Below are 26,550 nucleotides of genomic sequence, written 5' to 3'. Positions count from 1 at the left end.
TCGAATCGATACAACTATGGTGTTCTGAGTCATCTAACCTGCGTCGGCCGTCAGGCTGATCCGGCCGACCCTCCGCGCGAGGGACACCGGCGATCACGATGCCGTGAAGGAAGTCCCGTGCCCAAGACCTATCCCCTGTTCCGTCGCGAGCGGCGCATTCCGCGCCTCCTGCTCGTGGTCGAAGAGTACGTACCCGGCGTGCTGCTGGCCGCCACGGCACTCATCATCTCAGCCGACGTAGTGATGCGCTACGGCTTCAACAGCCCGATCACCGGCGCCTCAGAAGTAGCCCTGATCTGCGTGGTCTGGCTCGTCTATCTGGCCGCTGCCGGTGTCGCCAGGCGCGGAGTGCACATCAACATCGACTTCCTGGTGAACCGGGTGAAGCCCCGCACCATCGCGATCTTCGATGTGGTCGTCGAGACGATCACACTCGTGATCCTCGGCGTGCTGCTGTGGGCGGCCACCGAGTACTTCCTCACCGGACGCTTCACGGCCCTGCCCGCAACGGGCATGTCGAAATCGTTCGTGACACTCGCCGTGCTGATCAGTCTCGCGCTCATGATGGTGCACTCGGCGGTATTCCTCGTGCGGGCGCTGCTCGGCGTGCGCGACCCTCGCTACCGGCGCTACGCGAGCCCGATCGAGTCGGAGGAGATCGAAGACCCGGATACCCGGGCGCTCCGCCGAGTCGACTCCGAGCTCGCGGGGGGCCGCACGCGGGGCGACACCCCGAGACGGTCTGCCAGCAGCCCCACCGAAGCCGCGGATTCCGATGAAGGGAGCGACCGTTGACCCTCATCATCCTGCTCGCGGTGCTGCTCGTGCTCTTGGCACTGCGCGTACCGGTATTCCTCGCACTGCTCGCGATCTCGCTCATCTACATCCTGAACGAGCCCACCGGGCTCAACGTCATCGTTCAGCGCATGACGAGCGGCCTCGAGTCGTTCCCGCTGCTCGCGATCCCGATGTTCATCCTCGCGGGCAGCATCATGGCCGGCGGCGGCATCGCCGAGCGGCTCATGGGCTTCGCCGCGACACTCGTCGGGCACTTCCGCGGCGGGCTCGCGCAGGTGAACGTGCTCAACAGCCTCTTCATCGGTGGGATGTCTGGCTCTGCCCAGGCGGATGCTGCCATCGACTCGAAGGTGCTCGTCCCCATCATGCGCAAGCACGGGTACTCGAACGCCTATGCGTCGGCGCTCACCGTTGTCTCGAGCACCATTTCACCGATCCTGCCCCCGAGCATCGGTCTGATCCTCTACGGCGTGCTCGCCGACGTCTCGATCGGCAAGCTGTTCCTCGGCGGTGTGGTGCCGGCACTGCTGATCGCTGTCGCGCTCACGATCGCGGTGCGCGTGCTCGCGAGCGTGCTCAACCATCCCCGCGCACGAGACCGCCGAGCGCGGCTCGGTGAGATGGCTGCGAGCTTCTGGCAGGCGCTCCCCGCGATCCTCATGCCGGTGCTGCTGCTCGTCGGCCTGCGAATGGGCGTGTTCACACCCACGGAGCTCAGCGCGATCTTCGTCATCTGCGCGCTGATCGTCTCGATGTTCATCTTCAAGCAGATCACCTGGCGCGATCTGCCCAAGATCATCGTGGATGCCGCGCTCACCTCGGGCATGCTCATGGTGATCCTCGCGGCCGCAGCCGTGTTCAGCATCATCGTGGCCTACGAGCGCTTGCCGCAGCAGCTGAGCGGACTGCTCGAGTCGATCTCCGAGAACCCCCTCATCCTGCTGCTCATCATCAATCTGCTGCTCCTGCTGCTCGGCGCCGTGGTCGATGCGATGAGCCTGATGATCATCATGACGCCCGTGCTCGCGCCGATCGCGGTCGGAATGGGCGTCGATCCGGTGCATTTCGGCATCATCATCGTGCTGAACGTCACGATCGGGTCGATCACCCCGCCGCTCGGCAGCACGCTCTACACGGTGACGGCGATCACCGGGGTGCGCATGGGCGAGCTCGTGAAGGCCTTCTTGCCGTTCTACCTGACGATGGTCGGCCTGCTCATGCTGATCACCTACGTGCCGGCGTTCTCCACCTGGCTGCCAGGCGGCATGTAGCGACGACAAGGGCCGGGGTTGCGATGGCGACCGGCACGGCGGCCTGGGTCCCGCTTCCCGGCGCCACGGTGGCGCGCATCGGGCTTCCCGGCGCTACGCCGCCGTGCCCAGGTACGTTTCCCAGTCGGGCTCTGCGCGCTCGACTCCGCTCATCAGCCAGGACGTGCCGAAGGGCGGCCTCGGGTTGACGCGCAGCCTCCACCCCATCTCCGCCGGTGTGCGGTCGCCCTTGACGTTGTTGCACTTCAGACAGCAGGCGACGAGGTTCTCCCAGCTGTCGCCGCCCCCTCGTGACCGCGGAACGACGTGATCGATTGTGGTGGCGCCGCCTTCGCAGTACGCACAGCGATGTCCATCTCTCCTCAGCACGCCGCGACGTGACACTGCGACCGAGCGCGCCTGCGGTAGACGCACATAGCGGCGAAGCAGGATGACCGAGGGTCGCTCCCATGAGCACGACGCCCCGATGACGGGGTGCTCGGCATCACTCGAGAGCACAGTCGCCTTCTCGTTCATGACCAGGAGCAGCGCGCGCTTGAACGACACGACAGACAGCGGCTCATAACCGGCATTGAGTACCAAGGTGCGCATCAGGCTCCCCTCGAAACGGCCTGCACGGCTTGCAGGCATTCGACATGCTGTACGGAGCTCTCCAGGCACCCGGTGGCAACAAAAAAGGGCATCGTCACAAGAACGATGCCCGAGTCGAGTGCGCGCCCAATCGCACGCACGTCCAGCTGCCGCGGCGTATGAGCCCGCGCGCGCAGCGACCCACGGTTTGAGTCAGCGCTCGCCGGTTCATCCGACCTCCCGAAGTGCTTCGAGTGCTCCAATGCACCAGAGTACGGCACGTCGCCCGTGAAGCCCCACGGGCGACGCTCAACGACCTCGAGGGGGCTTCACCCCCAAAGCGACAGGCGAGGCGCGCGAGCACCTCACCTGACAACGGCCGGCTGTGCTGACGGTGTCAGATGCCCACGCGGATGATGAAGTAGTTGTCGGTCCAGAGCGGGCGCGACGTCACGGTCTTCCCCGCGTACGGCGCGTCCAGGATCATGCCGTTGCCGAGCCAGATTCCGTTGTGCGACAGATCGCCGAGCACGACGATGTCGCCGGGGCGGGCGTCCTCGCGCGAGATGCGAGTGCCCAGCGAGGCCTGCGCCCGCACCGAGTGCGGCAGCGAGATGCCGTGCTGCGCGTAGACGTACATGACGAGACCCGAGCAGTCGAAGCCCGACGGGTCGGCGCCTCCGAAGCGGTACGGCACTCCGATGTACTGCTGGGCGACCGCGACGACCGAGTCGAGGCTGAAGTTGGGGTACGGCGGGTTCGCGAGCGCCTGTCCCACCGACATCCCGCTCTTGGCCGCGCCAGGGGTTGCGGCCCGAGTCACGACGGGCGGCGGCGGTGGCGGCAGGGTGATCGAGTAGCCGTCGCGATCAGTGGCGGAGATCGACGCGAGAGTGGCTTCGGAGACGTCGAGCGTCTGCGGCTTGTGCTCGACAACGCGCACGGCGCTCTTGTCGCCCGGCTCGTCGGCTGTGGTGGCGTACGCGGGCAGCACTGCGGTCGCGAAGAGACCGGGCACCGCGAGTCCCATCACTGCGACGCTCGCGATGTTCTGACGGAGCGTTCGAGTGATTGCGGTTCGGGTTGTCTTCTGGGGTTCAGTGGTTCGCGCTCGGGTCGCGCGGCGGGTGCTGGTCGTCAAGAGTGTGACCTCCTGCGCTTCGTCAGCCCGTGACTGCCCGTCTCAGAGTGGTGGATTCTCGGGCTGCGGGACGGGAACACGAAACGCCGCAGACCGACATCCTTCGCCGAGGAATGGCGCGAAAGACCTGATCACCGTAGCGGAGGGCGACTGGCCGAAAACAGGCGAAACCCCGAGAAAGTAACGAAACGGCAACGAATTGCAGGAGATTCACAGGTAACGGGGGTCGAAACACCGCGTTACCAAGGGGTAGACAGAACGCTCGCTCTAGAGTGCGACGTAGATGTGGGCCGCGACCTCGTTCGGCAGATCGAGGCCTGGGCCGAAGCCGTCCACCTGCACGGCGACATAGGTGCCCGACGCGGCGATCGTCGCCTCGGAGCCCGGGCGGACGCCGGCTTGATACAACTGCTGGAGCAGTTCGGGGTCGACCTGCACCGGCTCACCGAGCCGTTTTATCACTGCGGTAGAAGCTTCGGGTTGGGCGGCGACGCGCGAGAGCAGGTTCTCCACGCCCTCCAGGAACCGGCTCGATGGGTCTTCGGCGAATTCATCGAGCGCGGGAATCGGATTCCCGTACGGCGACTCGCTCGGGTTGCCGAGCAGGTCGAGCAGTCGGCGCTCCACTTGCTCGCTCATCACGTGCTCCCAGCGGCAGGCCTCATCGTGCACGTATGCCCAGTCGAGCCCGATCACATCGGCGAGGAGCCGCTCAGCCAGGCGATGCTTGCGCATCACGCTCGTGGCGCGCTGGCGTCCTTCACCGGTCAGGCTCAGGTGCCGGTCTCCCTGCACGACGACGAGCCCGTCCCGCTCCATGCGGGCTACCGTCTGCGAGACGGTCGGCCCCGAATGGCCGAGGCGCTCGGAGATGCGCGCCCGCAGCGGGATGATTCCTTCTTCTTCGAGGTCGAGAATCGTGCGCAGGTACATCTCAGTCGTGTCGACGAGATCCGTCATCAATCCTCCCCGGTCGATCCTCAATGCCATCCAGCCTAGTTGTCGGGCGCCACATCCCGGGCCGGACGGCACAGCGGCGGAGGTGGCGTGAGATGGGCCGGGCCTTGTGCGCGCCGTAGAATCGCTGCATGGCGACGCCCCTTCAGATTCCGGCAGAACACCTCCCCCGCGATGGACGCTTCGGCTGCGGGCCGTCGAAGGTGCGGGCCGACCAAGTCGCCTTCCTCACGGCGAATGCCGATGTGCTCGGCACCTCACACCGTCAGGCCCCGGTCAAGGACGTCGTCGGCCGGGTGCGTGAAGGTCTCGCTCAGCTCTTCCGTCTGCCGGCGGGCTACGAGGTCGTGCTCGGCAATGGCGGGGCGACCGCGTTCTGGGACGCCGCCGCGTTCGGCCTGATCGAGCGTCGGGCCGAGAATCTTGCGTTCGGCGAGTTCAGCAGCAAGTTCGCGAAGGCCGCCGCCGCTCCGTGGCTGGAAGCACCGCACGTCGTCAAGGCTGAAGTCGGCTCGCGAGCCGAGGTCGAGATCGTCGAGGGCGTCGATGTCTACGCCTGGCCCCACAACGAGACCTCGACGGGTGTCATGGCACCGGTGAAGCGCGTGCACGCGGATGCCGGCGCGCTCACCGTGATCGACGCGACCAGCGCTGCGGGCGGCATCGACTTCGACGCGGCCGAGGCCGACGTCTACTACTTCGCCCCGCAGAAGAACTTCGCCTCGGACGGCGGGCTCTGGTTCGCGCTGGTCTCGCCGGCGGCGATCGAGCGGATCGAGCGCATCGCGGCATCCGATCGCTACATTCCCGAGTTCCTCAGCCTGCAGCAGGCTGTCGACAACTCGCGCAAGAACCAGACGCTCAACACCCCCGCGCTTGCCACGCTGCTGCTCATGGAGAACCAGATCGACTGGATCAACACCGAGGGCGGTCTGAGCTGGGCGGATGCTCGCACGCGCGAGTCGTCGAACGCGCTGTACGAGTGGGCGGATGCGGTCGACTACGCCCGTCCGTTCGTGTCGAACCCCGAGCACCGCTCCCAGGTGGTCGTGACCATCGACTTCGACGATGCCATCGACGCCGCGGCCATCGCCTCGACGCTGCGCGCCAACGGCATCGTCGACACCGAGCCCTACCGCAAGCTCGGCCGCAACCAGCTGCGCATCGCAACCTTCACCGCCATCGACCCGGCTGACGTGCGCACGCTCATCGGCGCCATCGAGTACATCGTCGAACGCCTCGGCTGACTCCGCGGTGCCCGGCTCAGCGGAAGTTCGTCAGACTCCAGCAAGCCGAGTTCGCCCCACAGAGGGAACGTCGCTCCGTAATCGTTGAACAGTCGGATTACGCGCGTCATCCAGGGCCCCGGTGATCAGGCCTCGTCGCCGTCCTCGTCATCGTCCGACTCATCGTCGTCCTCATCGGAGGCGTCTTCGTCGTCGTGGTCGTCGTCGTGGTCGTCGTCGTCGTCGTCGTCGTCGAGGTCATCGTCGTCGTCGAAGTCGTCCTCGTCGTCGTCCGAGTCGTCCTCGTCGTCGAAATCGTCATCGGAGTCGTCCGAGTCGTCGTCGTCCGAGTCATCATCGGAATCAGCGTCGTCGTCCGTGTCCCCATGAGCATCGTGGTGCTCGTCGATGTCCACCCCATCGAACGGGTCGTCGCCGAAGTCGTCGTCGTGCTCGTCCTCGTCGTGGTCATCGTCGTGCTCGGCACCGTCGGAGTCGACCGGGCCGTCACCCTCGGCATCCGCCTGCTTGGCCTCTTCGGCAGCGGCCTGCGCGGCTCGCCACTCCTCGAGCCGTTCGGACCACGGCACCCACTCGGGCGCGAGAAGCGCGCTGTCGCCAGGCAACAGTTCGGCCTCGAGCACCGTCGGTGCCTCGTCGCCAACCGCGGCGAGGCTCACCTCCCAGTGCCACCCGGGGTAGCCGGGCAAGGCATTGGCGAAGCGAACGGTGATGAGGCCATCGTCGCCGTCTTCGCGGGCGATGACACCCCCGACGGTCTCCTGCGGGGTGATCTCGAAGAGAGCTGCGCGCGCGATATCGACCGGGTCACGCATCCAGATCGTCCGCAACCCGACGCAGCACCGCTGCGACCTTGTGCGCCTGAGCGCCCTCCGGGTAGCGGCCGCGGCGCAGCGCCGCGCCGATGCCGTCGAGCAGCTTCACCAGGTCTTCGACGATGATCGCCATGTCGTCGGCCGGCTTGCGCTTCATCTTCGTCAGGCTCGGAGGCGCCTCGAGCACGCGGACGGAGAGCGCCTGAGCGCCCCGCTTGCCATCGGCGATGCCGAACTCGAGCCGCGTGCCGCTCTTCACGGTCACACCGGCCGGCAGCGCGGATGCATGCAGAAAGACCTCCTGGCCGTCATCCGAAGCGATGAAGCCGAAGCCCTTCTCCTCGTCGTAGAACTTGACCCTGCCGGTAGGCATCTCTGGCACTCCTTGATGTGATGGAAATCAGCACCAAGCCTAGCCGTTGCCCCCTGCGCCTATCCTTGATCTCGTGGCACAGCGCGATGACAATCCGAGCCGGCTCGAACGCGTCTTCTCGACGCTCGTCGCGGTGGTGATCGGAGTCGCACTGCTGTGCTTCGTCGCCATGATCGTCGGCACGCTCACGCACGCCGATCTCGGCAGCGGCTTCTGGCCGATCGTCGCATGGATCCCCTACGTCGGGCTGCCGATCGGGTTCGTGCTCATCGTCGCACTGCTGATCCTCAGCGCGCGGCGGCGCGGCAAGGCCTCGAGGGATGCCGGACGCTAGCCCGTCGGCACTGACGCTCGCCGCGCAGCTCAGAGCCTCCGACGACGAGGCGCTGCGCGGGCTGTTGACATCGCGCCGCGTCGATGCCACCGGCATCCGCGACTTCTTCGATCTGGCCGAAGCTCTGCTCACGCCGGAATCGGTGCGGGCGACACTCGCCGGCCTCGATCGCTTCGCCCTCGCCGCGCTGGCGGCGGTCGCCCAGCGCAGTGGCGGGGCAGGGCTTGAAGGAGCGGCACTGATCGAGGGCGAGTCAGCGGTCGAAGGCGAGGCCGGCGACGACGCGATCGCGCGCGCGCTCGACCTTGCGCTCGTCGAGCGGCACGGCGGCGATTTCAGCGTTCCCGATCCGGTGCGCTCCGCACTGGCAGACCTCGCCGCGCACGGGCTGACTCTCGATGCGCTCCGAGCACCGCATCCTCCTATTCCGCTCGCACCCGTGAACTCAGCAGAGCGGGATGCTGCTGAGCGACTCGCGATCGAGCGAGCCACGGGCGTCGTCGTCGCGCTCACCGAACTGCTCTGGGAGCTCGCCCGGCAACCCGCCCGCCCCCTGGCTCGCGGTGGCATCGCGCTGCCCGACGCGAAGCGCCTGGCAGAAGCGGCCGCGGTGCCGATCGAGCGCATCGAACTCTTGCGTCGGCTCGCTCTCGCGGGTGCGCTGGTGGAGCGAACCGCCGCGGGGTGGGCGCCCTCGACCGAGGCGCACGACTGGCTGAGAGCGTCGGGCCCGGAGCGCTGGGCGCGACTGGCCGGCACGTGGCTCGACAGCCAAAGCCCCGCCACGCGGAAGGGCTTGCGCGAGCGCGCGCGCCAGGCGTGGAGGATCGGCACGCTGGCCCATCTGCGCTGGCTGTACCCGGCGGCTGACAAGCCCACGAGAACGCGCCTCGCGCACGACGCGGAACTCGCCGACGCACTCGGCTTCTCGGGCGGCGGCATGCTCACCCGGCCTGCCGCAGCGCTCGCGCTCGAGGGAGCGCAGGCGGCCGCGCGTGCGCTCGAGAGCGCATTCCCCGCACCGATCGAGGGCGTCTATGTGCAGCACGACCTGACCGTCATCGCGCCGGGTCCGCTGCGCCCCGATCTCGAGGCCGAGTTGCGCGCCATCGCCGACGTGGTGGCACCGGGCATCGCGGCGACCTATCGCGTGAATCGCGAGAGCGTGACGCGGGCGCTGGCGGCGGGCGGCAGCGCCGACAGCATCCGCGCCACGCTGGAGCGACTGTCGCTCACCGGCGTGCCGCAACCGCTCGCGTACCTCGTCGATGAGACGGCACGCCGATACGGGTCGGTGCGAGTCGGCGAGACCTCCGAGCAGCGTGAAGGGCACCGGGCCGCGCTCGCATATGTGCGGAGCGATGATGCAGCCCTGCTCGCGGCGATAGAGGTCGACCAGTCACTCGTGGCACTGCGGCTGCAGCGGACCGGCACGCACCGACTGCTCAGCCGGGCCGCCCCCGCGGCGGTGTACTGGGCGTTGAGCGATGCCCGCTATCCGGTGGCGTTCGAGCGCGATGAGGAACTTGTCGAGCCGCCGGTGCGCCCCGAGCGGCACCGCGGCTCGGCGGTGGAGCCGACGCATCCGACACCATCGGGGAACTGATCGCAAGGCTCCGCGAGAGCGAGGCGCGCAGCCCGCATGCGGCCGAGCAGGCGTGGCTGGCCCGACAGCTCGAGCTCGCGATCCGCGCCAAGGCCGAGGTCTCGGTGACCGTACGCATGCCCCACGGTGACGAGGTCGAGTATGCGCTGCAGCCGACCGGGCTCGCCGGCGGACGGCTGCGGGCTCGCGACCGCACGGCGGATGTCGAGCGCACTCTGCCGCTCTCGCACATCACGGCGGTCACCGAGCGCTCCTGAACCCCATCGGCTCGTGCACCACCGCCCCGCGCTCTGACCCCGCCGAAACTACGCAATTGTGGACTGGCTGCGGTGGCGAGTGGTGATTCGCGTAGTGTCGCGGTCTGGTCGAGCACCGCAGCAGTACGCAGGACCTGCCGCGTAGACTGGCTGCCCAATGACCGGCCCCTTGATCGTGCAGAGCGACCGCACAGTGCTGCTCGAAGTCGCGCACCCCGACGCCGCCGACGCCCGCCACGAGCTCGCCGTATTCGCAGAGCTCGAACGCGCCCCTGAGCACGTGCACACGTACCGCATCACGCGCCTCGGACTCTGGAACGCGCGTGCCGCTGGGCACACCGCCGAGCAACTGCTCGGCACGCTCGAGCGGTACAGCAAGTTCCCCGTGCCGCAGACCGTGGCGATCGACATCGCCGAGACCATCGACCGCTACGGACGGCTGGTCATCGAGCGCGATGCCGAAGGAGTGCTGACGCTGACCGCAACGGATGCCGCAGCGCTCCGCGAGGTCACGCGCGCCAAGGCGGTCGCCTCCTTGCTCTTCGAGCGACGTGACGAGCACACCTTCGTGCTGCAACCGTGGGCGCGCGGCGAGGTGAAGCAGCAGCTGCTCAAGCTCGGCTGGCCCGCGGAGGATCTCGCCGGATACACGCCGGGCACGCCGCACGACATCGACCTTGCTGAAGACGGCTGGGCGCTGCGCGGCTACCAGCAGCAAGCGATCGACAACTTCTTCCAGCATGGCTCGGGAGTGGTCGTGCTGCCCTGCGGCGCCGGCAAGACCCTGGTCGGTGCGGGCGCGATGGCGGAAGCCGACACGACGACGCTCATTCTCGTGACGAACACCGTCTCGGCGAGGCAGTGGCGCGACGAGCTGCTGAAGCGCACCTCGCTCACCGAAGACGAGATCGGCGAGTACTCGGGGCAGGTCAAGCAGATCAGGCCCGTGACCATCGCGACGTATCAGATCCTCACGGCCAAGCGGAAGGGCGCCTACGCGCATCTTGCGCTGCTCGATGCCAAGGACTGGGGCCTCATCGTGTACGACGAGGTGCACCTGCTGCCCGCTCCCGTGTTCAAGCTCACCGCCGACTTGCAGGCGCGCCGCCGGCTCGGGCTCACCGCGACGCTCGTGCGCGAGGACGGCCGCGAGGGCGATGTGTTCTCGCTGATCGGACCGAAGCGATTCGATGCGCCGTGGAAGGAGATCGAGGCCCAGGGCTTCATCTCGCCGGCGCTCTGCCACGAGGTGCGCATCGACCTGAGTGATGACGAGCGGCTCGAGTACGCGGCATCCGCCGACGATGATCGCTACCGCATCGCCGCCAGCACCCCGGCGAAGCTCGACGTCGTGAAGCAGTTGCTCGCAAAGCATGAGGGCGAGCGCATCCTGGTGATCGGGCAGTACCTCGATCAGCTGGCCGAGCTCGGCGAGGCACTCGACGCACCGCAGCTCACCGGCAGCACGCCCGTCGACGAGCGGGAGCGACTGTTCAATGCGTTCCGCGAGGGCGAGCTGAAGGTGCTCGTGGTGTCGAAGGTCGCGAACTTCTCAGTCGACCTGCCCGAGGCGACCGTCGCCATCCAGGTGTCGGGGTCGTTCGGCTCACGGCAGGAGGAGGCGCAGCGGCTCGGGCGGCTGTTGCGGCCGAAGGAGAGCGGACTGCCGGCGCACTTCTACACCCTCGTGGCCCGCGACACCGTCGACCAGGACTACGCGCAGAACCGCCAGCGCTTCCTCGCCGAACAGGGCTACAGCTACGAGATCATCGACGCCCACGACCTCTAGCCGCGCGAGCGTTGGCACCTTTCTGCGCCCTCGCCGCTCTCCGCCCCCTCTCCGTTCTCCGCCCCTTCCCCGCTCCTCTCCGCGCCCTCCCCGCTCTCTCCGGGCCCTCTCCGCGCCCTCCCCGCTCCCACCTCCCCTCCCCTCCCCGCGCCCTCTTGTCTTCGCCGAGATGCCAGTTTCTGCTGCTGTTTCGCCGAAATCGCAGCAGAAACTGGCATCTCGGTGGGGTTGGAGGGCGGATGCCGGGCTCAGCAGCCGCGGGGCGGGGCGGATGCCGGGCGCAGCAGTCACGCGGGACGGATGCCCGGCGCAGCAGTCACGCGGACGGATGCCCGGCTCAGTAGCCGCGCGGCACGGATGCCCGGCTCAGCAGCCGCGCGGCGGGACGGATACAGGCTCAGCCGCACGCGGGGCGGATGCCGCACCAGCCGCACGCGGAGCGGATGCCGGGTTCAGCCGTGGCGCACGCTGCGCAGCAGCAGGGTGTCGCCGCCCCGCAGCACGCTCGCGAGCCGCATGTCGGTGGGTCGAGCCGCCTCCGAGTGGGTGATGCGCCCGGCGGTGCCGGCTTCGAGGGTGGGCGAGACCGTGAGGCACAGTTCGTCGACGGCGCCCTGCGCGACGAGCGAGCCGAACAGCGAAGGACCGCCCTCGCAGTGGATCTGCGGCAGCCCCCGCTCAGCGAGGCTCCGTCGCATCTCGGCGGCATCGAGCCCCTCGTGGCCGCAGACGAGCACGTCGGCCACGTCGGCGAGCGCGTCTTTCCGACGCTGCCACGCGGGGTCGGCGGCATCCGCGCTTTGCGTCACGATGATGGGCCGCACGGGCGAGCGCTCGAACACAGCCCCGGCCGGATCGAGATCGAGCGCTCGAGAGACCATCGCGAAGGCCGGGTGCCGAGACAGACCGTGCGCCTCACGCCACTGCGCCGCACGCCCGTCGACCAGCTCGCCCGCGTAGCCCTCGACTCGCACGGTGCCTGCACCGACGAGGACCACGTCGGCGAGCCTTCGAAGCAGCGCGAACACCCGCCGATCCGCCGCGTCGCCGAGCCCGCCCGAGCGCCCCTGACGTGTGACGGCCCCATCGAGGCTCGTCACGAAGTTCGCGCGCAGCCACGTGGTCGAGCGATCCCCCACGCGATACGCATCGAGCAACTGCTCATCGGTGAGCGGCGCACCCGAGTCGCCGAGGGGCGAGATGCGGTCGTCTCGCTCGGCATCGGTGCTCCCGGCATCCGGTCGGGCGTCACTCATTGCGATCGCCCATGTTGTGCTTGAGGTAGGCAGGCTCGCGAAACCCGAGCACAGCCTCGGTGATCCGCACGGCCGCGACGGTCTGGTGCACCTGATGCACGCGCACGATGCGCGCGCCCTGCGCGATGCACAGCACCGCCGCTGCCAGCGACCCCTCGAGCCGCTCCTGCTTGGGCGCGTCGAGCGTCTCGCCGATGAAGTCCTTGTTCGACAGCGCCACCATGGTGGGCAGCCCGATCGCGGTGATCTCGCCCAGACGCCTCGTGAGTTCGAGCGAGTGCAGGGTGTTCTTGTTCAGGTCGTGCCCGGGGTCGATCACGATGCGCGACTCGGGGATGCCGGCGTCGAGCGCCGCCTCGACCCGCTGCTGCAAGAACTCGCGCACCTCGCGAGCGATGTCACCGTACTGCGGACGCGGGAACCAGGAGCGCGGCCGCGCAAGGCTATGCACGATGACGAGCGTGGCGTCGCTGTCGGCGACGACCCGTAGCATCTCAGGGTCGCTGACTCCGGTGGTGTCGTTCACCACCGCGGCGCCCGCCGCGATGACGCGTTCGGCCACTGCGGCGTGGAACGTGTCGACCGAGATGACGACATCGGATGCCGCCGCCACCCTCTCGACCACCGGCAGCACGCGCGCGAGCTCGTCGTCAGCCGCGAGCGGGGCACCCGGGGCGAACGGCACTCCCCCGATGTCGACCCAGTCCGCGCCCTCTTCCACGGCGCGCAGCGACGCCCGAACCGCATCGTCGAGCGCGAAGTTCGCTCCCTGGTCGTAGAACGAATCCGGCGTACGGTTGACGATCGCCATCACGGCGACCTGCCGGTCGAAGTCGAAGCGGCGTGCACCGATGATGCGCACCGGCTCGCGCAGCTCCGGCAGCATGAACCCGCCGGTCGGCACGCTCACGAGTGCGCCCGGCTCAGACATCGGCGAGCGCTACCGAGGGATCCTGCAGTCGGGTGCGGTCGACTGCGCGCGCTGAGCGGATCAGTTCCTGCACCTGCTCGTTGACGTCCCAGACGTTCACGTTCATACCGGCGACGACCCGGTCGTCAGCAAGCCAGAACGCGACGAACTCGCGCTTCTCGCGATCGCCGCGGACGATCACCTCAGCATCCTTCGTCAATGGCGGATACCCCGAGTACTCCATGCCGAGATCGTATTGATCGGTGAAGAAATACGGGATGCCGTCGTGCGACGCCCGGATGCCGAGCATGGACTTCGCGGCCGTCTTGCCGGTGTCGATGGCGTTGGCCCAGTGCTCGTTGCGCATGTGCTGCCCGATGACCGGGTGGTAGGCGCTCGCGACGTCACCTGCAGCGAACACATCGGGATCGCTGGTGCGCATGTGCTCGTCGACCACGATGCCGTTCTTGACCTCGATCCCCCCGTGCTCGGCAAGCTCCACATTGGGCACCACGCCGACCCCGACGATCACCACATCCGCCGGAATCGTGCGTCCGTCAACGACGACGCCGGTGACCTGACCGTCGGCCTCGGCGAACTCCTGCGGCTCGGACTCCAGCTCGAAGACCACGCCGTGCTCCTGGTGAAGTCGCAAGAACATGGTGCCGAGATCCGTTCCGAGCGGGCCGTCGAGCGGCACTTTGTCGCGACCGACCACCGTCACCTCGTTGCCGTACGTGCGGGCGGCGGCCGCGAGCTCGAGCCCGATCCAGCCGGAACCGATCAGCACCACTCGGTGATCGCCTGATTTGAGGGCGTCGCGGAGATGCTCGCTGTCGTCGATCGAGCGCAGGTAGTGCACGCCTCGCGCGTGGACCCCGGGAATCCCGATGCGTCGAGGGTCTGCGCCGGTGGCGATGAGGAGTCTGTCGTACGAGACCTTCTCGTCGTCAGCCAAGGTGAGCCGATTCGCGCCGACGTCGAGCCGCACTGCCCGGGCCTCGGAGACTACGTCGACGTCGTGCTCGGCGTACCAGGCTGCTGAGTGCGGGAACGCCTTCTCGCGTGGCTCCTGTCCGAGCAAGTACCCCTTCGAGAGCGGTGGTCGCTCGTAGGGCAGGTGCTTCTCCGCCCCGATGATGACGATGTCGCCGTCGAACCCCTCGTCGCGAAGGGTCTCAGCGGCGTTCACGGCGGCGAGACCGCCTCCCACGATGACGAAGCGATCAGTTCCCATGCCGTGCTCCCCACGCGCGAACCGAGGTCGCTGCCGCTCGGGTCGCGACCAGCGCCTTCACTCGCGGCGAGGCGCTTGGTGCTGACTCTATGACTCCTCATGTTCGCTGTCGAGAGCGGAGTCGACCTCAAGGGCAGTCAGTTCGCACGATCGGGGTCAGAGTGGACAGAACGGATGCGGCTGACGCATCCGGCGCGTTCCGATAACGCTCAGCGGCAATCCAGGAAACTCGCAGAGAATGGCGCATATGACCGAGGGGCCAAAGATTCTCGTCGTCGACGACGAACCGAACATCCGTGACCTGCTGACCACGAGCCTGCGTTTCGCGGGGTTCAACGTTCGGGCTGTCGCCAACGGCGCACAAGCGATCTCTGCCGTGATCGAAGAAGAGCCCGACCTCATCATCCTCGACGTGATGCTGCCGGACATCAACGGGTTCGGCGTGACGAAGCGCCTTCGCGCCTCGGGGTACACCTCGCCCGTGCTCTTCCTCACGGCCAAGGACGACACCGAGGACAAGATCACGGGACTCACCGTCGGTGGCGATGACTACGTGACCAAGCCGTTCAGCCTCGATGAGATCGTGGCGCGCATCAAGGCGATCCTTCGTCGCACCATGCAGGGCGACGAAGAGGCCGTCATCCGTGCCGGCGAGCTCACCATGGATCAGGACACGCACGAGGTGGTCGTCGGAGACACCGCCGTGGAGTTGAGCCCCACCGAGTTCAAGCTTCTGCGCTATCTGATGCTGAACCCGAACCGCGTGCTGTCGAAGGCGCAGATCCTCGACCACGTGTGGGAATACGACTTCAACGGGGATGCCGGGATCGTCGAGAGCTACATCTCGTACCTGCGCCGCAAGCTCGACCAGTTCTCGAGCGAACCGCTCATCCAGACCAAGCGCGGCTTCGGATACATGCTCAAGGTCAAGGCCTGACCCGGAAGGGTCGCCCCATCCCCATGCACGCCCGGCTCACCAGGTGGTGGAGCGGCATCTCGCTGCGCACCAAGGTCACCGGTGTCACTGTGCTGCTCGTCACGTTCGGACTGCTCGTCGCAGGAACCGGCACGATCAGCGTGCTGCGCGCGTATCTCGTCGACGAGGTCGACAAGAAGCTGACGAGCTCCTCGACGCAGTTCCAGACCCGCGTGACGTTCGAGCTATCGGCAAGCGGAGCGCTCCGCTGCGAGACGACGTCTGGTATCACCGAGTCGTACTACACCGCCATCGTCACCCCTGACGGCAAGCTGCTCTGCGACAACCGCGACGCGGCCGCGCAGACCCCCGATGTCAGCGGGCTGACACTCGGCGGCGTCACGGCGGCATCCGGTGCGCCGTTCACCCTGGGAAGCACCGACGGCAGCGGGCAGTGGCGAGTCGTCTCGACCATCGTGCCGGCCCAGCTCACGGCCGACTACGTGATCTTCGTGGTGGGCATGAACCTGCGCGAGACCAACGGCATCATCTCGCAGTTCGGCGCCATCTTCTTCTTCTTCGGCATCAATGTGGTGGTGCTCGCCGCCGCCCTCACACGACTGCTCGTCACGACGACGTTCGCGCCGCTGAGGCAGGTGGAGGCGACCGCAGCTCGCTTCGCCGACGGTGACTTCGACCAGCGGATCAGCGGGGCTACGCCTCCGAACACCGAAGTGGGCCGGCTCAATCGGTCGCTGAACGCCATGCTCAGCCGCATCGACAGCGCGTTCAAGGACCGGGCACGAACCATCGAGCAGATGCGCCGCTTCATCGGCGATGCCAGCCACGAGCTGCGGACCCCGCTGGTCTCGGTGCGCGGCTACGCAGAGCTGTACCGGATGGGCGCGCTGCGCTCGCCAGAAGACGTCGCACAGGCGATGGAGCGCATCGAGAAGGAAGCGGTGCGCATGGGTGAGCTCGTCGAAGACCTGCTCGCGCTCGCGCGGCTCGACGAGGCGAAGCCGCTGCAGCTCGCGCCTGTCGACCTCGTGCCGATCGCCAACGACGCGGCCCTCGATACGGCAGCCTATGCCCCCGACCGTGCGGTGACCGTGGTGGTCGAGCCGCCCGCACCGCGACAGCCGGCCGCAGCCGGCCCCGGCCAGCCTGGCGTACCCGCACCCGCGCCTGCCACGGGCGCGATCGGGCGCGCGGGTGCGACGCTCGCGAAGCTCCGCCGGAGGCCGCGACCGGCACCGCCCGCCGCCGTGGGCGCCGTGATCGCCACACCGGACCCCGGAGATGTACCGGCCGTGGTGTGGGCCGAGGAGAACAAGATCCGTCAGGTGGTGACGAACCTCATCGGCAATGCGATCCGCTTCACGCCGGAGGGCAGCCCGATCGAGATCGCCGTGCGCGTGGATGAGCAGCGCGGCATGGCCATGCTCGCCGTCGTCGATCACGGCGAAGGGATCCCGCCTCAGATCCGGGAGAAGATCTTCCAGCGCTTCTGGCGGGCCGACACCTCGCGGGCACGCGAGACGGGTGGGACCGGCCTCGGCCTGGCCATCGTCGCAGCGATCGTGAAGAACCACGGGGGCACAGTCGATGTGGTCGACACTCCCGGCGGAGGGGCCACTATCCAGGTGTGGCTGCCATTGGCTTCAGCACACCAACGAACGGATGCTGCCGCCCCCGGCAGCGCGTCGGGAGGCCAGCGCACCCAGGCTGTCGAAGCACCCCTCAACAACGACGCGCCTCCGCCTTCCGTCTCCTCCCCTGAGTGACAGGGATCCGCCCAGTCGGTGACGCTGCCTAGTCTCTGGCGGCGAGCTCGGAGCGGCCGGGCTTGCTGTCAGCGGCTGCAGCCGCAGGAGGAGGCGAAGCAATGTCCCGGTTCCAGGTGGACAGCGATGAAGTGCTCATGACCCAGCAGTCGGCGCTCGCGGTCGTCGAACGGATTCAAGCGGATTCGGCGACTCTGATGGCCCAGCTGAGCGGGCTGAACGGGTCGTGGACGGGGCAGGCCGCAGCGGCGTTTCAGCAGGCGGTAGCCGGTTGGCGCCAGACGCAGCAATTGGTGGAGCAGAACGCTCAGGCGCTACAGGCGGCACTCGCAGCCGCGGGCCGGCAGTACGCCGAGGCCGAGGCCGCGAACGCCGCGCTCTTCCGCCAGTAGCGCGCGGCGTGCGACGTCAGCATCCGCCCATCAGTGAACAAGCGGCACGGAAGCTGAAACGCGGCACAGATGCTGAAACGCGGCACAGATGCTGGAACGACGAGAGGGGCGGCTCCTTGCGGAGCCGCCCCTCAGGCGTTGTTTCGCCGTAGAGCGAACGATGAGGACTAGAAGTCCATGCCACCCGTCGGGTCGCCGCCCATGGGGGCCGCGTTCTTCTCCGGCTTGTCGGCCACGACAGCCTCGGTGGTGAGGAACAGACCGGCGATCGAAGCCGCGTTGAGCAGCGCCGAGCGGGTCACCTTCACCGGGTCGGCGATGCCTGCAGCGAGCATGTCACCGTACTGACCGGTCGCGGCGTCGAGGCCCTGACCCACGGGGAGGTTGCGCACCTTGTCGACCACGACGCCCGGCTCGAGACCGGCGTTCAGTGCGATCTGCTTCAGCGGCGCGTCGATCGCGACGCGAACGATGTTCGCACCGGTCGCCTCGTCGCCCTCGAGCGCGAGGTTGTCGAAGGCCTTCTGGCCGGCCTGGATGAGCGCGACGCCACCACCGGCGACGATGCCCTCCTCAACCGCTGCCTTGGCGTTGCGCACGGCGTCCTCAATGCGGTGCTTGCGCTCCTTGAGCTCCACCTCGGTGGCGGCACCGGCCTTGATGACTGCAACACCGCCGGCGAGCTTCGCCAGACGCTCCTGCAGCTTCTCGCGGTCGTAGTCGCTGTCGGTGTTCTCGATCTCCTGGCGGATCTGCTTGACGCGCCCCTCGATCTGGTCGGTGTTGCCGGCACCCTCGACGATGGTGGTCTCGTCCTTGGTGATGACCACCTTGCGGGCGCGGCCCAGCAGGTCGAGCGTGGCGTTCTCGAGCTTGAGGCCGACCTCTTCGCTGATGACCTGACCACCGGTGAGGATCGCGATGTCCTGAAGCATGGCCTTGCGGCGGTCGCCGAAGCCGGGAGCCTTGACGGCAGCAGACTTGAAGATGCCGCGGATCTTGTTCACGACGAGCGTCGCAAGCGCCTCACCGTCGACGTCCTCAGCGATGATCAGCAGCTGCTTGCCGCTCTGGATCACCTTGTCGACGATCGGCAGAAGGTCCTTGATGTTCGAGATCTTCGAGTTGACGATCAGGATGTACGGGTCTTCGAAGACCGTCTCCTGACGCTCGGGGTCGGTGACGAAGTAGGCCGAGAGGAAGCCCTTGTCGAACCGCATTCCCTCGGTCAGCTCGAGCTCGGTGCCGAAGGTGTTCGACTCCTCGACGGTGACCACACCCTCCTTGCCGACCTTGTCGAGCGCCTCGGCGATGAGCTCACCGATGGTGCTGTCAGCGGCCGAGATCGAAGCGGTGGCAGCGATCTCCTCCTTGGTCTCGACCTCCTTGGCCGAGGAGAGCAGCTCTTCGGAGACGGCCTGAACGGCCTTCTCGATGCCGCGGCGGAGAGCGATCGGGTCGGCACCGGCGGCCACGTTGCGAAGGCCCTCGCGCACGAGCGCCTGGGCGAGCACGACCGAGGTGGTGGTGCCGTCACCGGCGACGTCGTCGGTCTTCTTCGCGACCTCCTTGACGAGCTCGGCGCCGATCTTCTCGTACGGGTCGTCGAGCTCGATCTCCTTGGCGATCGACACACCGTCGTTCGTGATGGTGGGGGCGCCCCACTTCTTCTCGAGCACGACGTTGCGACCGCGGGGGCCGAGCGTGACCTTCACAGCGTCGGCCAGGGTGTTAAGGCCGCGCTCGAGGCCGCGACGGGCCTCTTCGTCAAAAGCAATGATCTTCGCCATGTGTGTTTCTCGTCCCTCCCGGACGTTCCCAAAGCAGTGATTTGGCACTCGACGCAATGGAGTGCCAACACATTCTTAGCACTCAGCACATGCGAGTGCAAGCGGCCTACGGGGCGGTGAAGGTGGCGGAGCCGGCGGTCGGCACGAGCTCGACCCAGGTGTTGCCCGGGGCGAGCCGCACGGTCACACCGTGGTCATCGATGAGGCGGATGGGCTCCGTCGCCGAGCCCTTGTGCCAAGTGGCATGCACGGTGGCGCCACCGCTCGAGACCCACGCCTCGCCCGAGCCGATGGATTCGGTCTTCGGGATGTCCTGACTCACGGTCACGGGCACGCGCACCACCACGACGTTCTCCGCGGTGAGCGGTGCGCCGGTCTCGTCGGTGTCGGGAGCGCCGCCCGTCATCGAGCGGGTCCAAACGGATGCCGCAGCATCCCAGGTCCAGGAAGGCGCCCCGAGACTGCCGAACACCAGCGCGATGCCGGCGGTCGGAGTGCCTTCCTTGGCGGCGGTCGACGATGCCGCATCGGCAGCGAACGCGAAGTACTGCGCGGGCGGCGGCAGCTCCGCGTGCTGCGCCACGAGTTCGGGCGCCTTGACGAGCACATTGTGCGGGGCGCGGCGATCGCTTGCACGGTAGAAGGTCGACGCAGTGTCGGACTGGCCGTGGATGGCGTTGTAGACGGGAGCCTGCTTCATCATCGCGACGAAGCGCTCCTGCCCGCCCGAGTAGGCGACCATGCCGCCGAGCGGAGAGATGATGTCGGGGTCCATGGGCCGGATGGAGCGCACTGGCCCGATCACCGGCGGCAGGTGGGACTGCCAGACCGCCACATAGCGGGTCAACCCGCCCTCGACCAGCTCCTCGAACACGATGTCGGTCTGTGCCAGTCCGATCTGCGGCCGCGCAGCCGGGTGGTTGTCGATCTTCGCGGCCAGCGACGGCCCCCCAGCTCCTGACCCCTCGACGGCTACGCCGGTCAGCGGCGCGATCGACACGGGCGGCGGCGCCTCATAGTCGGAGTGCCACGTCGGCTCGGGCTCTTCCACCGCGGGTTCAGCGGAGCTGCAGCCCACGAGCGCCGCCGCGAGGATGACGGTGGGAACGAGCAGACTCGCGCGACGACGAAATCCTTGCACGACGGCAAGACTAACGCCGCCCGGCGTACCGGACGGCGTTGGTCTGGGCGAGCCTCGGATCAGCTCGTCACGCGATGCGAACGGATTCTGCCTGCGGTCCCTTGCTGCCGGTTCCGACCTCGAAGGTGACCTGCTGGCCCTCTTCGAGCACCTTGTACCCGTTCATGTCGATGGCGGAGTAGTGGACGAACACGTCCTGTCCCCCGCCGTCGACCGTGATGAAACCGTAGCCCTTTTCAGCGTTGAACCACTTCACGGTTCCATTGGCCATGCTGTTACTCCTTGGTGCTGTTCGATACGGCGCCTGCGTGTGCGTGTGCCGGGTTGCGCCGCAGTAATCTGCGGTCTTCCGCGGCGCGGGCGCGCAGCACTGCGCAGTGGAAGAGCGACCAACACCAGATGCTAGCGACGACTGTGGTAAAGGAGAAGGATTTTTCAGAAGTTCGGTCGCGCGGCCTATGCGTCAGGAACCGAATCGGCGCCGAGCACGATGGTCACCGTGGCCCCCGGGAATGCGTCCGACTGCGCCACATCCCCGAAACCGAGCGCGAGGACGAGGCCCCGTGCGAGCGCTTCGTCGGCGGGCGTCCCGTAGTAGACGGTGGTCGTCTCGACATCGGTCTGAGCCGCATTGGTGCGGCTGCCGATCGGCCAGCCCTCGGCCGTCAGCCGGTCGCCGACCGCGCCCGCCAGACCGGTGGTGCCGGTGCCGTTGAGCACGGTGATCGAGACCTCGGGCCCGAGCGTGGACGGGTCGGTGACGGGCTGCACCTCTGGTTCCGTCGGTGTGGGTTCCGCCGGCGCCTGGGTCTGCCCGATGACGGGGAATTCGAAGGACACCTGATCGCTCAGCCGCGACAGCGCGAAGAGGCCCGCGAGCGTGAGTGCGATGACCGCAAGCACCCACCACGCGAACGTGATCCAACCGCGGCCGCGGCGCGGCTGTGCCCGGTGAGCGCCGACCCGCGCAACGCGGGGCAGGTCATCGAAGCGATCGCGAGGGAACTGGGTCATGGGTCTTTCGGTGTCGGGACGTGGCAGGTTCAGCCGAGCCGGCGCTCGGCGTGGGCACGCAGGCGGCGCTCGCGTGCACGATGCAGACGCCCCACCAACTGCGGGTCGAACCTGACCGCAGCCGGCTCATCGATGAGCGAATTCAGCACCTGATAGTAGCGGGCGGGACTGAAGCCGAACTCCTCACGAATAGCGGCATCCTTCGATCCCGCGCTGATTCTGGGCACCGCCTCGAAGCGCAGCACGCGCTCGTGGAGCGGAAGCAGCCCCGAAGCCGCGCGCCGCTCCGTCTCCGAGCCCGCATGATCGGAGTTCACAGGCAAATGCTAACGAGCGAGGGAGCGGCTTCCGGGATGCCTCGCCGCGTCATCCCTCGGGCGCGTAGAACGCGCGCGCAAGCGCATCGAGCACATCAGGGAATCGAGGCCCGAAACCGAGGATGTCACCGTCGGCCATATCGACGAACCGCCGGTGCTGACCGGCGTTCGTCAGGGCGAGCGCGGGCCGGTCCTCGAGGAGACCGTCGATTCCTCCCACGCTCTCGAGGCCGTGCGTCATGACGAGCACCAGATCGGGGTTCGCCGCGACCATCGCCTCGTCGGTGACCGGTTTCATGCCGTCCCAGCCGATCTCGGCAGCGACATCGCGCGCGCCGAGCGAGGTGATCAGGACGTCGGCGCCCGACTCGTCGCCGAACAGGTAGTAGATGCCCGAGGTGCCCCGCAGGTACAGGAACACGACGCGAAGCTTCTGCTCGTCGGCATCCGGTGCGATCTCGGCGATCTCGGCGATCTTCGCATCGATCTGCTGTGAGAGCTGCTGCGCGAGCGCCTCTCCTGCCGCGGGCGCACCCACGGCAGCGGCGACCTGCCTGGCCAGTTCGAGAATGCCTTCGATGCTCGGGTCGCGCTCGACGAAGACGACTGGCACGCCCGCGTCGCGCAACTGGAGCACGACGTCGATCGGTCCGATGCTTCCGTCAGTGATGACGAGCGTGGGGCGCAGCGAGAGCACCGCTTCGATGTTGATGGTGTGCGCACTGGAGGTCACGATCGGGAGCTCTTCGACTTCGGGGAAGGTCGACGAGATGTCTCGGCCCACGAGTCGGTCGGCGAAGCCCAGCCCGGCAAGGGTCGCATTGATCGATCCCGCCATGTCGAACCCGATGATGCGATCGGTGCTGGTCACCGTCACTTCGACATCGCCGGCGAGGTCGTGAGAGACGACGCGCACGGGAAGCTGCTGCTCGGGGGCGGGATCGATGGGCTCGATGTCGGCATCCGCCAGCACTGCCGTGCTGCCCCCCTCGTACGCGCGCGGGTCGTCGAGCACCTGCAACTCGCTCAGAGGCACGCGGGGTGCGACGCCGCCGGTCGAAGCGCCGTTCTGCGCTCCCGTCGACGGGGAGGTGCACCCGGTGAGCAGCGCAGCGACCACTCCGACTGCGGCCAGGCGGCGCACGCGCCGGCCGCGCAAGTTGCGCACGGCGACGCTGGCCGCGACCGCGCCCTTGTGGCGTGCTCGCGGGCGTCGTTCGCCGGTGCGCTCGGGTGTGATCATCGTCTCAAGTCTGTCGGGTTGCGGCCGGATGCTTGGTGGGAACGTGGACGCGGAGTCGGAACGTCGCTGATTCCTCCCTTCGAGCGCTCAGGAAGCGCGCCGCTTGCGCAAGGCCACCACACCCGTGCCGACGAGCCCGAGCGCCAGGAGCGCAACGAGCGTCCACGGGAGCCAGTCGACGGCTGAGGCGCCGGTGTCGGCGACCGGCGCGGCGGTCTTCTCATCGCTCGGCGAAGCGCCGGCATCCGTGGCCGAACTGCACCCTGGATCGACATTGAAGCTCAGCGAGATCGGGTCGAGCTCGGTACCCGCCTCGTAGGTGCCGAACGCATCGGAACCGGCGGCGGTGAGTGTGGCGGGCACATCCTTCAGTTGGATGCGGTCGCCTTCGGGCGTGCCCACGTCGCTGAGGTCGAGTTCAGCGAACTCCACCTGTGCGCTGTCGACCGATTCTCCCTCGCGCGTCTCGCCCGATACGTCGAGCAGCAGGGTGGCCTTGTCACCGCCATCGAAGCGGATCGCCGGGTTGCCGACCGTCGTGTTGAGCACTCCGCCGTGCCCGGTGAAGGTGACTGATCCAGTGAACGAGATCTCGCCCTTACGCGCGGCCGGGTCGTAAGTGCCGGCGCCGTTCGCCCAGCCGAACGCGGGCGTCTCATACGTCGCGCCGTCTGCCACCGTCCACTCGCCACGAGCGATCGTGCCGCTCACATACGCGCGGAACGCCTCCTTGAACCCCCACGAGAGCGCTGCATCGCTCACTGCGCAGGTGTCGGTCGCGAGCGCCGTGATGGCGATCGCTTCAGGGAGCCTCAGCACCAAGCCGCGCTCGACCGAGCCCTGGAGTGTGAGGGTGTGCTCGCCGCTGAAGCCTTCGGGGATCACCCCTGTCCAGGTGACCTTGCCGCTCGAGTCGGCGGTGGCGTTGTTGTCGAGCACGGTTGGCGTCGAGTAGAGCACAACCAGGATGCCGGTCTCGCCGGGCTGGAATCCCTCGGCCACGATCGTGATCTCGCTGCCGGCCTGCAGCAGGTCGGGCGCACCCGAGACGATGCTGATTCCGGCCGTCGCCGGCGGAGTCGGAGCGGGCGTTCTGGACGGCTTGTACTGCGCGATCACGACGTGTCCCGGCGCCGCCTGCGCGGGCGCGGGAGCTCCGATCACGAAGCTGAGCGGATCCAGCGCGGTCCCCGCGGGATAGAACGAGTTGAACGCCGCGACACCCTGCGGCGTCAACGTCGCTGGGACGGCGCGGTAGGTGATGGCCCCGTCAGCGCTGACCGTGCGCGCCGCTGCAGCGAGGTTCAAGGTGGCGACCGTCATGCGCTGCCCGCCCACACGAACGGACAGGCTGCCCCGCGCGGCCGATTCCACCGAGACGACAGGATCGGTGAAGACGAGGTCGAGGACCCCGTCGTGGCCCGTGAACCGCACGGTGCCCGAGTATGCGGCCGTGCCGGTTGCAGCAGCGCGGTCGAACGTGCCGCCCGCAGACTGCGCGAACACGAACGACGAGCCGGCGGTGCGCACGCCCGAGGTCGAGATGGCGCCTCGCGCGATCGAGGTGACATAGTCGCGGAAGCTCGCCTTGATGCCCCAGCTCAGGCTGCCGGGAGTGGCGACAGTGGGAGCGCTTGGGGTCGGCGCAGCGGGGGCCGGCGACGTCACTGGCGGCACGGGGGTCGCCGGGTCACTGGAGCCTTCGCCGGGCGCGGGTGCAGGCGCCCCGAACGCGATGGGCGTGAAGGTCTCGAACGCGGGGTAAGTCACACCGCCACCGGGGTAGGTGTAGATGCCGAACCTGCCATCTGCGAGGGCGCCCTCGAACAGCTCATCGACTGTGACCTCGACCTCGAAGGAGCCGTCAGCGTTCATCGGCACGGTGTCGGCGACGAGCGCCGCTTCGGCGGGAGCGAGCAGCCAGTGCACGTCCGCGGTCGCACGGGCCGTGCGCGGCGCACCGGAGCTCGGTTGCCATACCTCGAGGAACGAGCCGAAGGCGACGTAGACGCCGCCGAACCTGCCCGCGAGCGGCGGCCGAGTACCGTTCGTCGCGCCGTCGGCGGCCGGCACGAACCCGGTCCCCCGAACGGTCAAGACCTCGCCCGACGCCAAACCTGCAGTCTTCGACACGGTCACCGTCGGCTGAGGGGCGGGAGCCGGTGCCGGCGCTTCGAACGACACCGGCGTATACGTCTCGAATGGTGCGTACTTGGCGCCCGAACCGGGATAGGTGTAGATGCCATAGTTGCCGCCTGCCAGGGCACCCTCGAAGCCCTCTTCGACGACGATGGACACCTCGAAGGAGCCGTCGGGACCCATGGCGACCGCGCCACGCGCCGATCCCCCGATGGTGGCCACGTCAGCGGCATCCACGACCCACTTCTGAGAGGCAGGCAGAACGGAGCGCGAACTGCTCGGCGCGTCGGCACTCGGCCTCCACGTGTCGAGGAAGGAGCCGAAGACGACGTAGACGCCGCCGAACTTGCCGGTCAGCGGCGGCCTTGTTCCGTTCGTCGCGCCGTCGGCCGCCGGCACGAAGCCGGTCCCGCGAACCGTGACCACATCGCCCGAGCGCAGGTCGCTCGTGGCCGACACCGTCACGCTGGGGGTGCTCGCTTCAGCCGCAGGGTCGGACGAAGCGTCGTCGGCGTGCGCCGGCAAGGCGGTTCCCAGCGCACCCCCCGCAGCGATGAGAATGGAGACGAGCATCGCGAGGCCGCCACGCATAGATGCGCTGGCAGCAGGGGCTGCTGACACGGAAGAACTCCTGCGAGATCAGGGATGTGAACCGCAGTCGATCCTATCTCGCTGTAGGTGAGCCTAAGCTAACGCTCCACGACGGCAGACCTCGGGTCGGCGGCGTTTGACGGGCTTGAGGCACGGCGGAACATTGGCTGCCGCTACGACGTTAAATAGAACGAGGATCAGGCGGAGGAACTATGACGTACCAAGTGAACAAGACCGACGAGCAGTGGCGCGAAGAGCTCGACCCCGAACGCTATGCGATCTTGCGCCAGGCCGCGACGGAACGGCCTTGGACGGGCGAGTTGCTCGATGAGGAGCGCGCCGGCGTCTACACCTGCGCGGGATGCGGCGCCGAATTGTTCAAGAGCGGCACGAAGTTCGACTCGGGCTGCGGATGGCCGAGCTTCTACGAGGCAGTGCGGCCCGAGGCGGTCGAACTGCTCGAGGACAACAGTCTCGGCATGCAGCGCACCGAGGTGCGGTGCGCGAACTGCGGCGGCCATCTCGGCCACGTCTTCCCTGACGGCTTCGGCACACCGACCGGCGACCGCTACTGCATGAACTCGCTCTCGCTCGACTTCACCCCGAACAGCTGACAGCCGGCATCCTGGCCCGTCTGCCGGGCACTCTGCCGGGCGCTG

At 67.9% G+C, this 26,550-nt stretch carries 26 protein-coding genes; 11 read left to right on the top strand and 15 right to left on the bottom strand.

Annotated features, from left to right (window positions below; translation table 11 throughout):
• The first annotated feature begins 117 nt into the window (after positions 1 to 117).
• Positions 118 to 795 (top strand): TRAP transporter small permease, encoded by a 678-nt coding sequence (locus tag QF206_RS07335; RefSeq protein WP_281488556.1) that lies wholly within the window; start codon positions 118 to 120, stop codon positions 793 to 795.
• Positions 792 to 2,069, top strand: coding sequence for a TRAP transporter large permease (locus tag QF206_RS07330; protein ID WP_281488555.1), 1,278 nt, complete (start codon positions 792 to 794; stop codon positions 2,067 to 2,069). Before QF206_RS07335 ends, QF206_RS07330 begins: the two co-directional genes overlap by 4 nt.
• A gap of 93 nt (positions 2,070 to 2,162) precedes the next feature.
• Here the strand turns inward: QF206_RS07330 and QF206_RS07325 are convergent, their stop codons facing one another.
• The 3 genes from QF206_RS07325 to QF206_RS07315 form a co-directional block, all read right to left on the bottom strand.
• Positions 2,163 to 2,660, bottom strand: coding sequence for an HNH endonuclease (locus QF206_RS07325; RefSeq protein WP_281488554.1), 498 nt, complete (start codon positions 2,658 to 2,660; stop codon positions 2,163 to 2,165).
• Positions 2,661 to 3,036: 376 nt separating this feature from the next.
• Complete coding sequence (locus tag QF206_RS07320; protein WP_281488553.1) at positions 3,037 to 3,669, bottom strand: C40 family peptidase; 633 nt, start codon at positions 3,667 to 3,669, stop codon at positions 3,037 to 3,039.
• A 378-nt stretch (positions 3,670 to 4,047) separates the two neighbouring features.
• A complete protein-coding gene (locus tag QF206_RS07315; protein WP_281488552.1) occupies positions 4,048 to 4,740 on the bottom strand; it encodes an iron-dependent transcriptional repressor DtxR in 693 nt (230 codons plus the stop codon).
• A gap of 128 nt (positions 4,741 to 4,868) precedes the next feature.
• Here QF206_RS07315 and serC point away from each other — a divergent pair, with 128 nt between their 5' ends.
• A complete protein-coding gene (gene serC, locus QF206_RS07310; protein ID WP_281488551.1) occupies positions 4,869 to 5,984 on the top strand; it encodes a phosphoserine transaminase in 1,116 nt (371 codons plus the stop codon).
• A 125-nt stretch (positions 5,985 to 6,109) separates the two neighbouring features.
• Here serC and QF206_RS07305 read toward each other — a convergent pair whose 3' ends face one another.
• Both QF206_RS07305 and QF206_RS07300 read right to left on the bottom strand, forming a co-directional pair.
• Positions 6,110 to 6,799 carry a DUF3027 domain-containing protein gene (locus QF206_RS07305; RefSeq protein ID WP_281488550.1) on the bottom strand — a complete coding sequence of 230 codons (690 nt, stop codon included), beginning with the start codon at positions 6,797 to 6,799 and terminating at the stop codon, positions 6,110 to 6,112.
• On the bottom strand, positions 6,792 to 7,172 hold the full coding sequence (locus tag QF206_RS07300) for a cold-shock protein (RefSeq protein WP_281488549.1): 381 nt from the start codon (positions 7,170 to 7,172) through the stop codon (positions 6,792 to 6,794). The genes QF206_RS07305 and QF206_RS07300 overlap by 8 nt, the downstream gene beginning before the upstream one ends.
• A gap of 73 nt (positions 7,173 to 7,245) precedes the next feature.
• On the opposite strand from QF206_RS07300, the gene QF206_RS07295 reads away from it, so the two are divergent.
• The 4 genes from QF206_RS07295 to QF206_RS07280 all read left to right on the top strand — a co-directional run bounded on the left by QF206_RS07295 (position 7,246) and on the right by QF206_RS07280 (position 11,158).
• On the top strand, positions 7,246 to 7,506 hold the full coding sequence (locus tag QF206_RS07295; protein WP_281488548.1) for a hypothetical protein: 261 nt from the start codon (positions 7,246 to 7,248) through the stop codon (positions 7,504 to 7,506).
• On the top strand, positions 7,493 to 9,112 hold the full coding sequence (locus QF206_RS07290; RefSeq protein ID WP_281488547.1) for a helicase-associated domain-containing protein: 1,620 nt from the start codon (positions 7,493 to 7,495) through the stop codon (positions 9,110 to 9,112). The genes QF206_RS07295 and QF206_RS07290 overlap by 14 nt, the downstream gene beginning before the upstream one ends.
• Positions 9,113 to 9,228: 116 nt before the next feature.
• On the top strand, positions 9,229 to 9,369 hold the full coding sequence (locus QF206_RS07285) for a hypothetical protein (protein ID WP_281488546.1): 141 nt from the start codon (positions 9,229 to 9,231) through the stop codon (positions 9,367 to 9,369).
• Between the two features lie 157 nt (positions 9,370 to 9,526).
• Positions 9,527 to 11,158: a DNA repair helicase XPB gene (locus QF206_RS07280; RefSeq protein WP_281488545.1), complete on the top strand. Its 1,632-nt coding sequence runs from the start codon at positions 9,527 to 9,529 to the stop codon at positions 11,156 to 11,158.
• A 452-nt stretch (positions 11,159 to 11,610) separates the two neighbouring features.
• Here QF206_RS07280 and QF206_RS07275 read toward each other — a convergent pair whose 3' ends face one another.
• Genes QF206_RS07275 through QF206_RS07265 form a run of 3 tightly spaced genes read right to left on the bottom strand, consistent with a single transcriptional unit; the run spans position 11,611 to position 14,561 of the window.
• The gene (locus tag QF206_RS07275; protein WP_281488544.1) at positions 11,611 to 12,414 is read right to left on the bottom strand and encodes a pyrimidine reductase family protein; all 804 of its coding nucleotides are present in this window, start codon (positions 12,412 to 12,414) and stop codon (positions 11,611 to 11,613) included.
• A complete protein-coding gene (gene folP / locus QF206_RS07270; protein WP_281488543.1) occupies positions 12,407 to 13,345 on the bottom strand; it encodes a dihydropteroate synthase in 939 nt (312 codons plus the stop codon). Before folP ends, QF206_RS07275 begins: the two co-directional genes overlap by 8 nt.
• Positions 13,338 to 14,561, bottom strand: coding sequence for an NAD(P)/FAD-dependent oxidoreductase (locus QF206_RS07265; protein ID WP_281488542.1), 1,224 nt, complete (start codon positions 14,559 to 14,561; stop codon positions 13,338 to 13,340). Before QF206_RS07265 ends, folP begins: the two co-directional genes overlap by 8 nt.
• A 247-nt stretch (positions 14,562 to 14,808) precedes the next feature.
• On the opposite strand from QF206_RS07265, the gene QF206_RS07260 reads away from it, so the two are divergent.
• The 3 genes from QF206_RS07260 (at position 14,809) to QF206_RS07250 (ending at position 17,656) form a co-directional block, all read left to right on the top strand.
• On the top strand, positions 14,809 to 15,498 hold the full coding sequence (locus tag QF206_RS07260) for a response regulator transcription factor (protein ID WP_281488541.1): 690 nt from the start codon (positions 14,809 to 14,811) through the stop codon (positions 15,496 to 15,498).
• 23 nt (positions 15,499 to 15,521) lie between these two features.
• On the top strand, positions 15,522 to 17,264 hold the full coding sequence (locus QF206_RS07255; RefSeq protein WP_281488540.1) for a sensor histidine kinase: 1,743 nt from the start codon (positions 15,522 to 15,524) through the stop codon (positions 17,262 to 17,264).
• Between the two features lie 101 nt (positions 17,265 to 17,365).
• Positions 17,366 to 17,656, top strand: a complete 291-nt coding sequence (locus QF206_RS07250; protein ID WP_281488539.1) for a WXG100 family type VII secretion target — start codon at positions 17,366 to 17,368, stop codon at positions 17,654 to 17,656.
• Between the two features lie 167 nt (positions 17,657 to 17,823).
• On the opposite strand, the gene groL is transcribed toward QF206_RS07250, so the two are convergent.
• The 7 genes from groL to QF206_RS07215 all read right to left on the bottom strand — a co-directional run bounded on the left by groL (position 17,824) and on the right by QF206_RS07215 (position 25,873).
• Positions 17,824 to 19,446 (bottom strand): chaperonin GroEL, encoded by a 1,623-nt coding sequence (gene groL, locus QF206_RS07245; RefSeq protein ID WP_281488538.1) that lies wholly within the window; start codon positions 19,444 to 19,446, stop codon positions 17,824 to 17,826.
• A gap of 106 nt (positions 19,447 to 19,552) precedes the next feature.
• Positions 19,553 to 20,587 (bottom strand): DUF3048 domain-containing protein, encoded by a 1,035-nt coding sequence (locus QF206_RS07240; protein WP_281488537.1) that lies wholly within the window; start codon positions 20,585 to 20,587, stop codon positions 19,553 to 19,555.
• A 67-nt stretch (positions 20,588 to 20,654) separates the two neighbouring features.
• The gene (locus tag QF206_RS07235) at positions 20,655 to 20,858 is read right to left on the bottom strand and encodes a cold-shock protein (protein ID WP_281488536.1); all 204 of its coding nucleotides are present in this window, start codon (positions 20,856 to 20,858) and stop codon (positions 20,655 to 20,657) included.
• A 185-nt stretch (positions 20,859 to 21,043) separates the two neighbouring features.
• A complete protein-coding gene (locus tag QF206_RS07230) occupies positions 21,044 to 21,601 on the bottom strand; it encodes a LytR C-terminal domain-containing protein (protein ID WP_281488535.1) in 558 nt (185 codons plus the stop codon).
• A gap of 29 nt (positions 21,602 to 21,630) precedes the next feature.
• The gene (locus QF206_RS07225) at positions 21,631 to 21,918 is read right to left on the bottom strand and encodes a DUF3263 domain-containing protein (RefSeq protein ID WP_340309591.1); all 288 of its coding nucleotides are present in this window, start codon (positions 21,916 to 21,918) and stop codon (positions 21,631 to 21,633) included.
• Positions 21,919 to 21,967: 49 nt separating this feature from the next.
• Complete coding sequence (locus QF206_RS07220) at positions 21,968 to 23,161, bottom strand: heme/hemin ABC transporter substrate-binding protein (RefSeq protein ID WP_281488534.1); 1,194 nt, start codon at positions 23,159 to 23,161, stop codon at positions 21,968 to 21,970.
• Positions 23,162 to 23,248: 87 nt separating this feature from the next.
• The gene (locus QF206_RS07215) at positions 23,249 to 25,873 is read right to left on the bottom strand and encodes an HtaA domain-containing protein (RefSeq protein ID WP_281488533.1); all 2,625 of its coding nucleotides are present in this window, start codon (positions 25,871 to 25,873) and stop codon (positions 23,249 to 23,251) included.
• A 230-nt stretch (positions 25,874 to 26,103) separates the two neighbouring features.
• Between QF206_RS07215 and msrB the strand changes: the two genes are divergently transcribed.
• On the top strand, positions 26,104 to 26,505 hold the full coding sequence (msrB, locus tag QF206_RS07210; protein ID WP_281488532.1) for a peptide-methionine (R)-S-oxide reductase MsrB: 402 nt from the start codon (positions 26,104 to 26,106) through the stop codon (positions 26,503 to 26,505).
• Positions 26,506 to 26,550: the final 45 nt, after the last annotated feature.

It is taken from the genome of Ruicaihuangia caeni (genome assembly GCF_029952955.1).
GTDB classification, from domain to species: Bacteria; Actinomycetota; Actinomycetes; order Actinomycetales; family Microbacteriaceae; genus Ruicaihuangia; species Ruicaihuangia caeni.
This window is presented reverse-complemented; position numbering and strand designations above follow the sequence as displayed.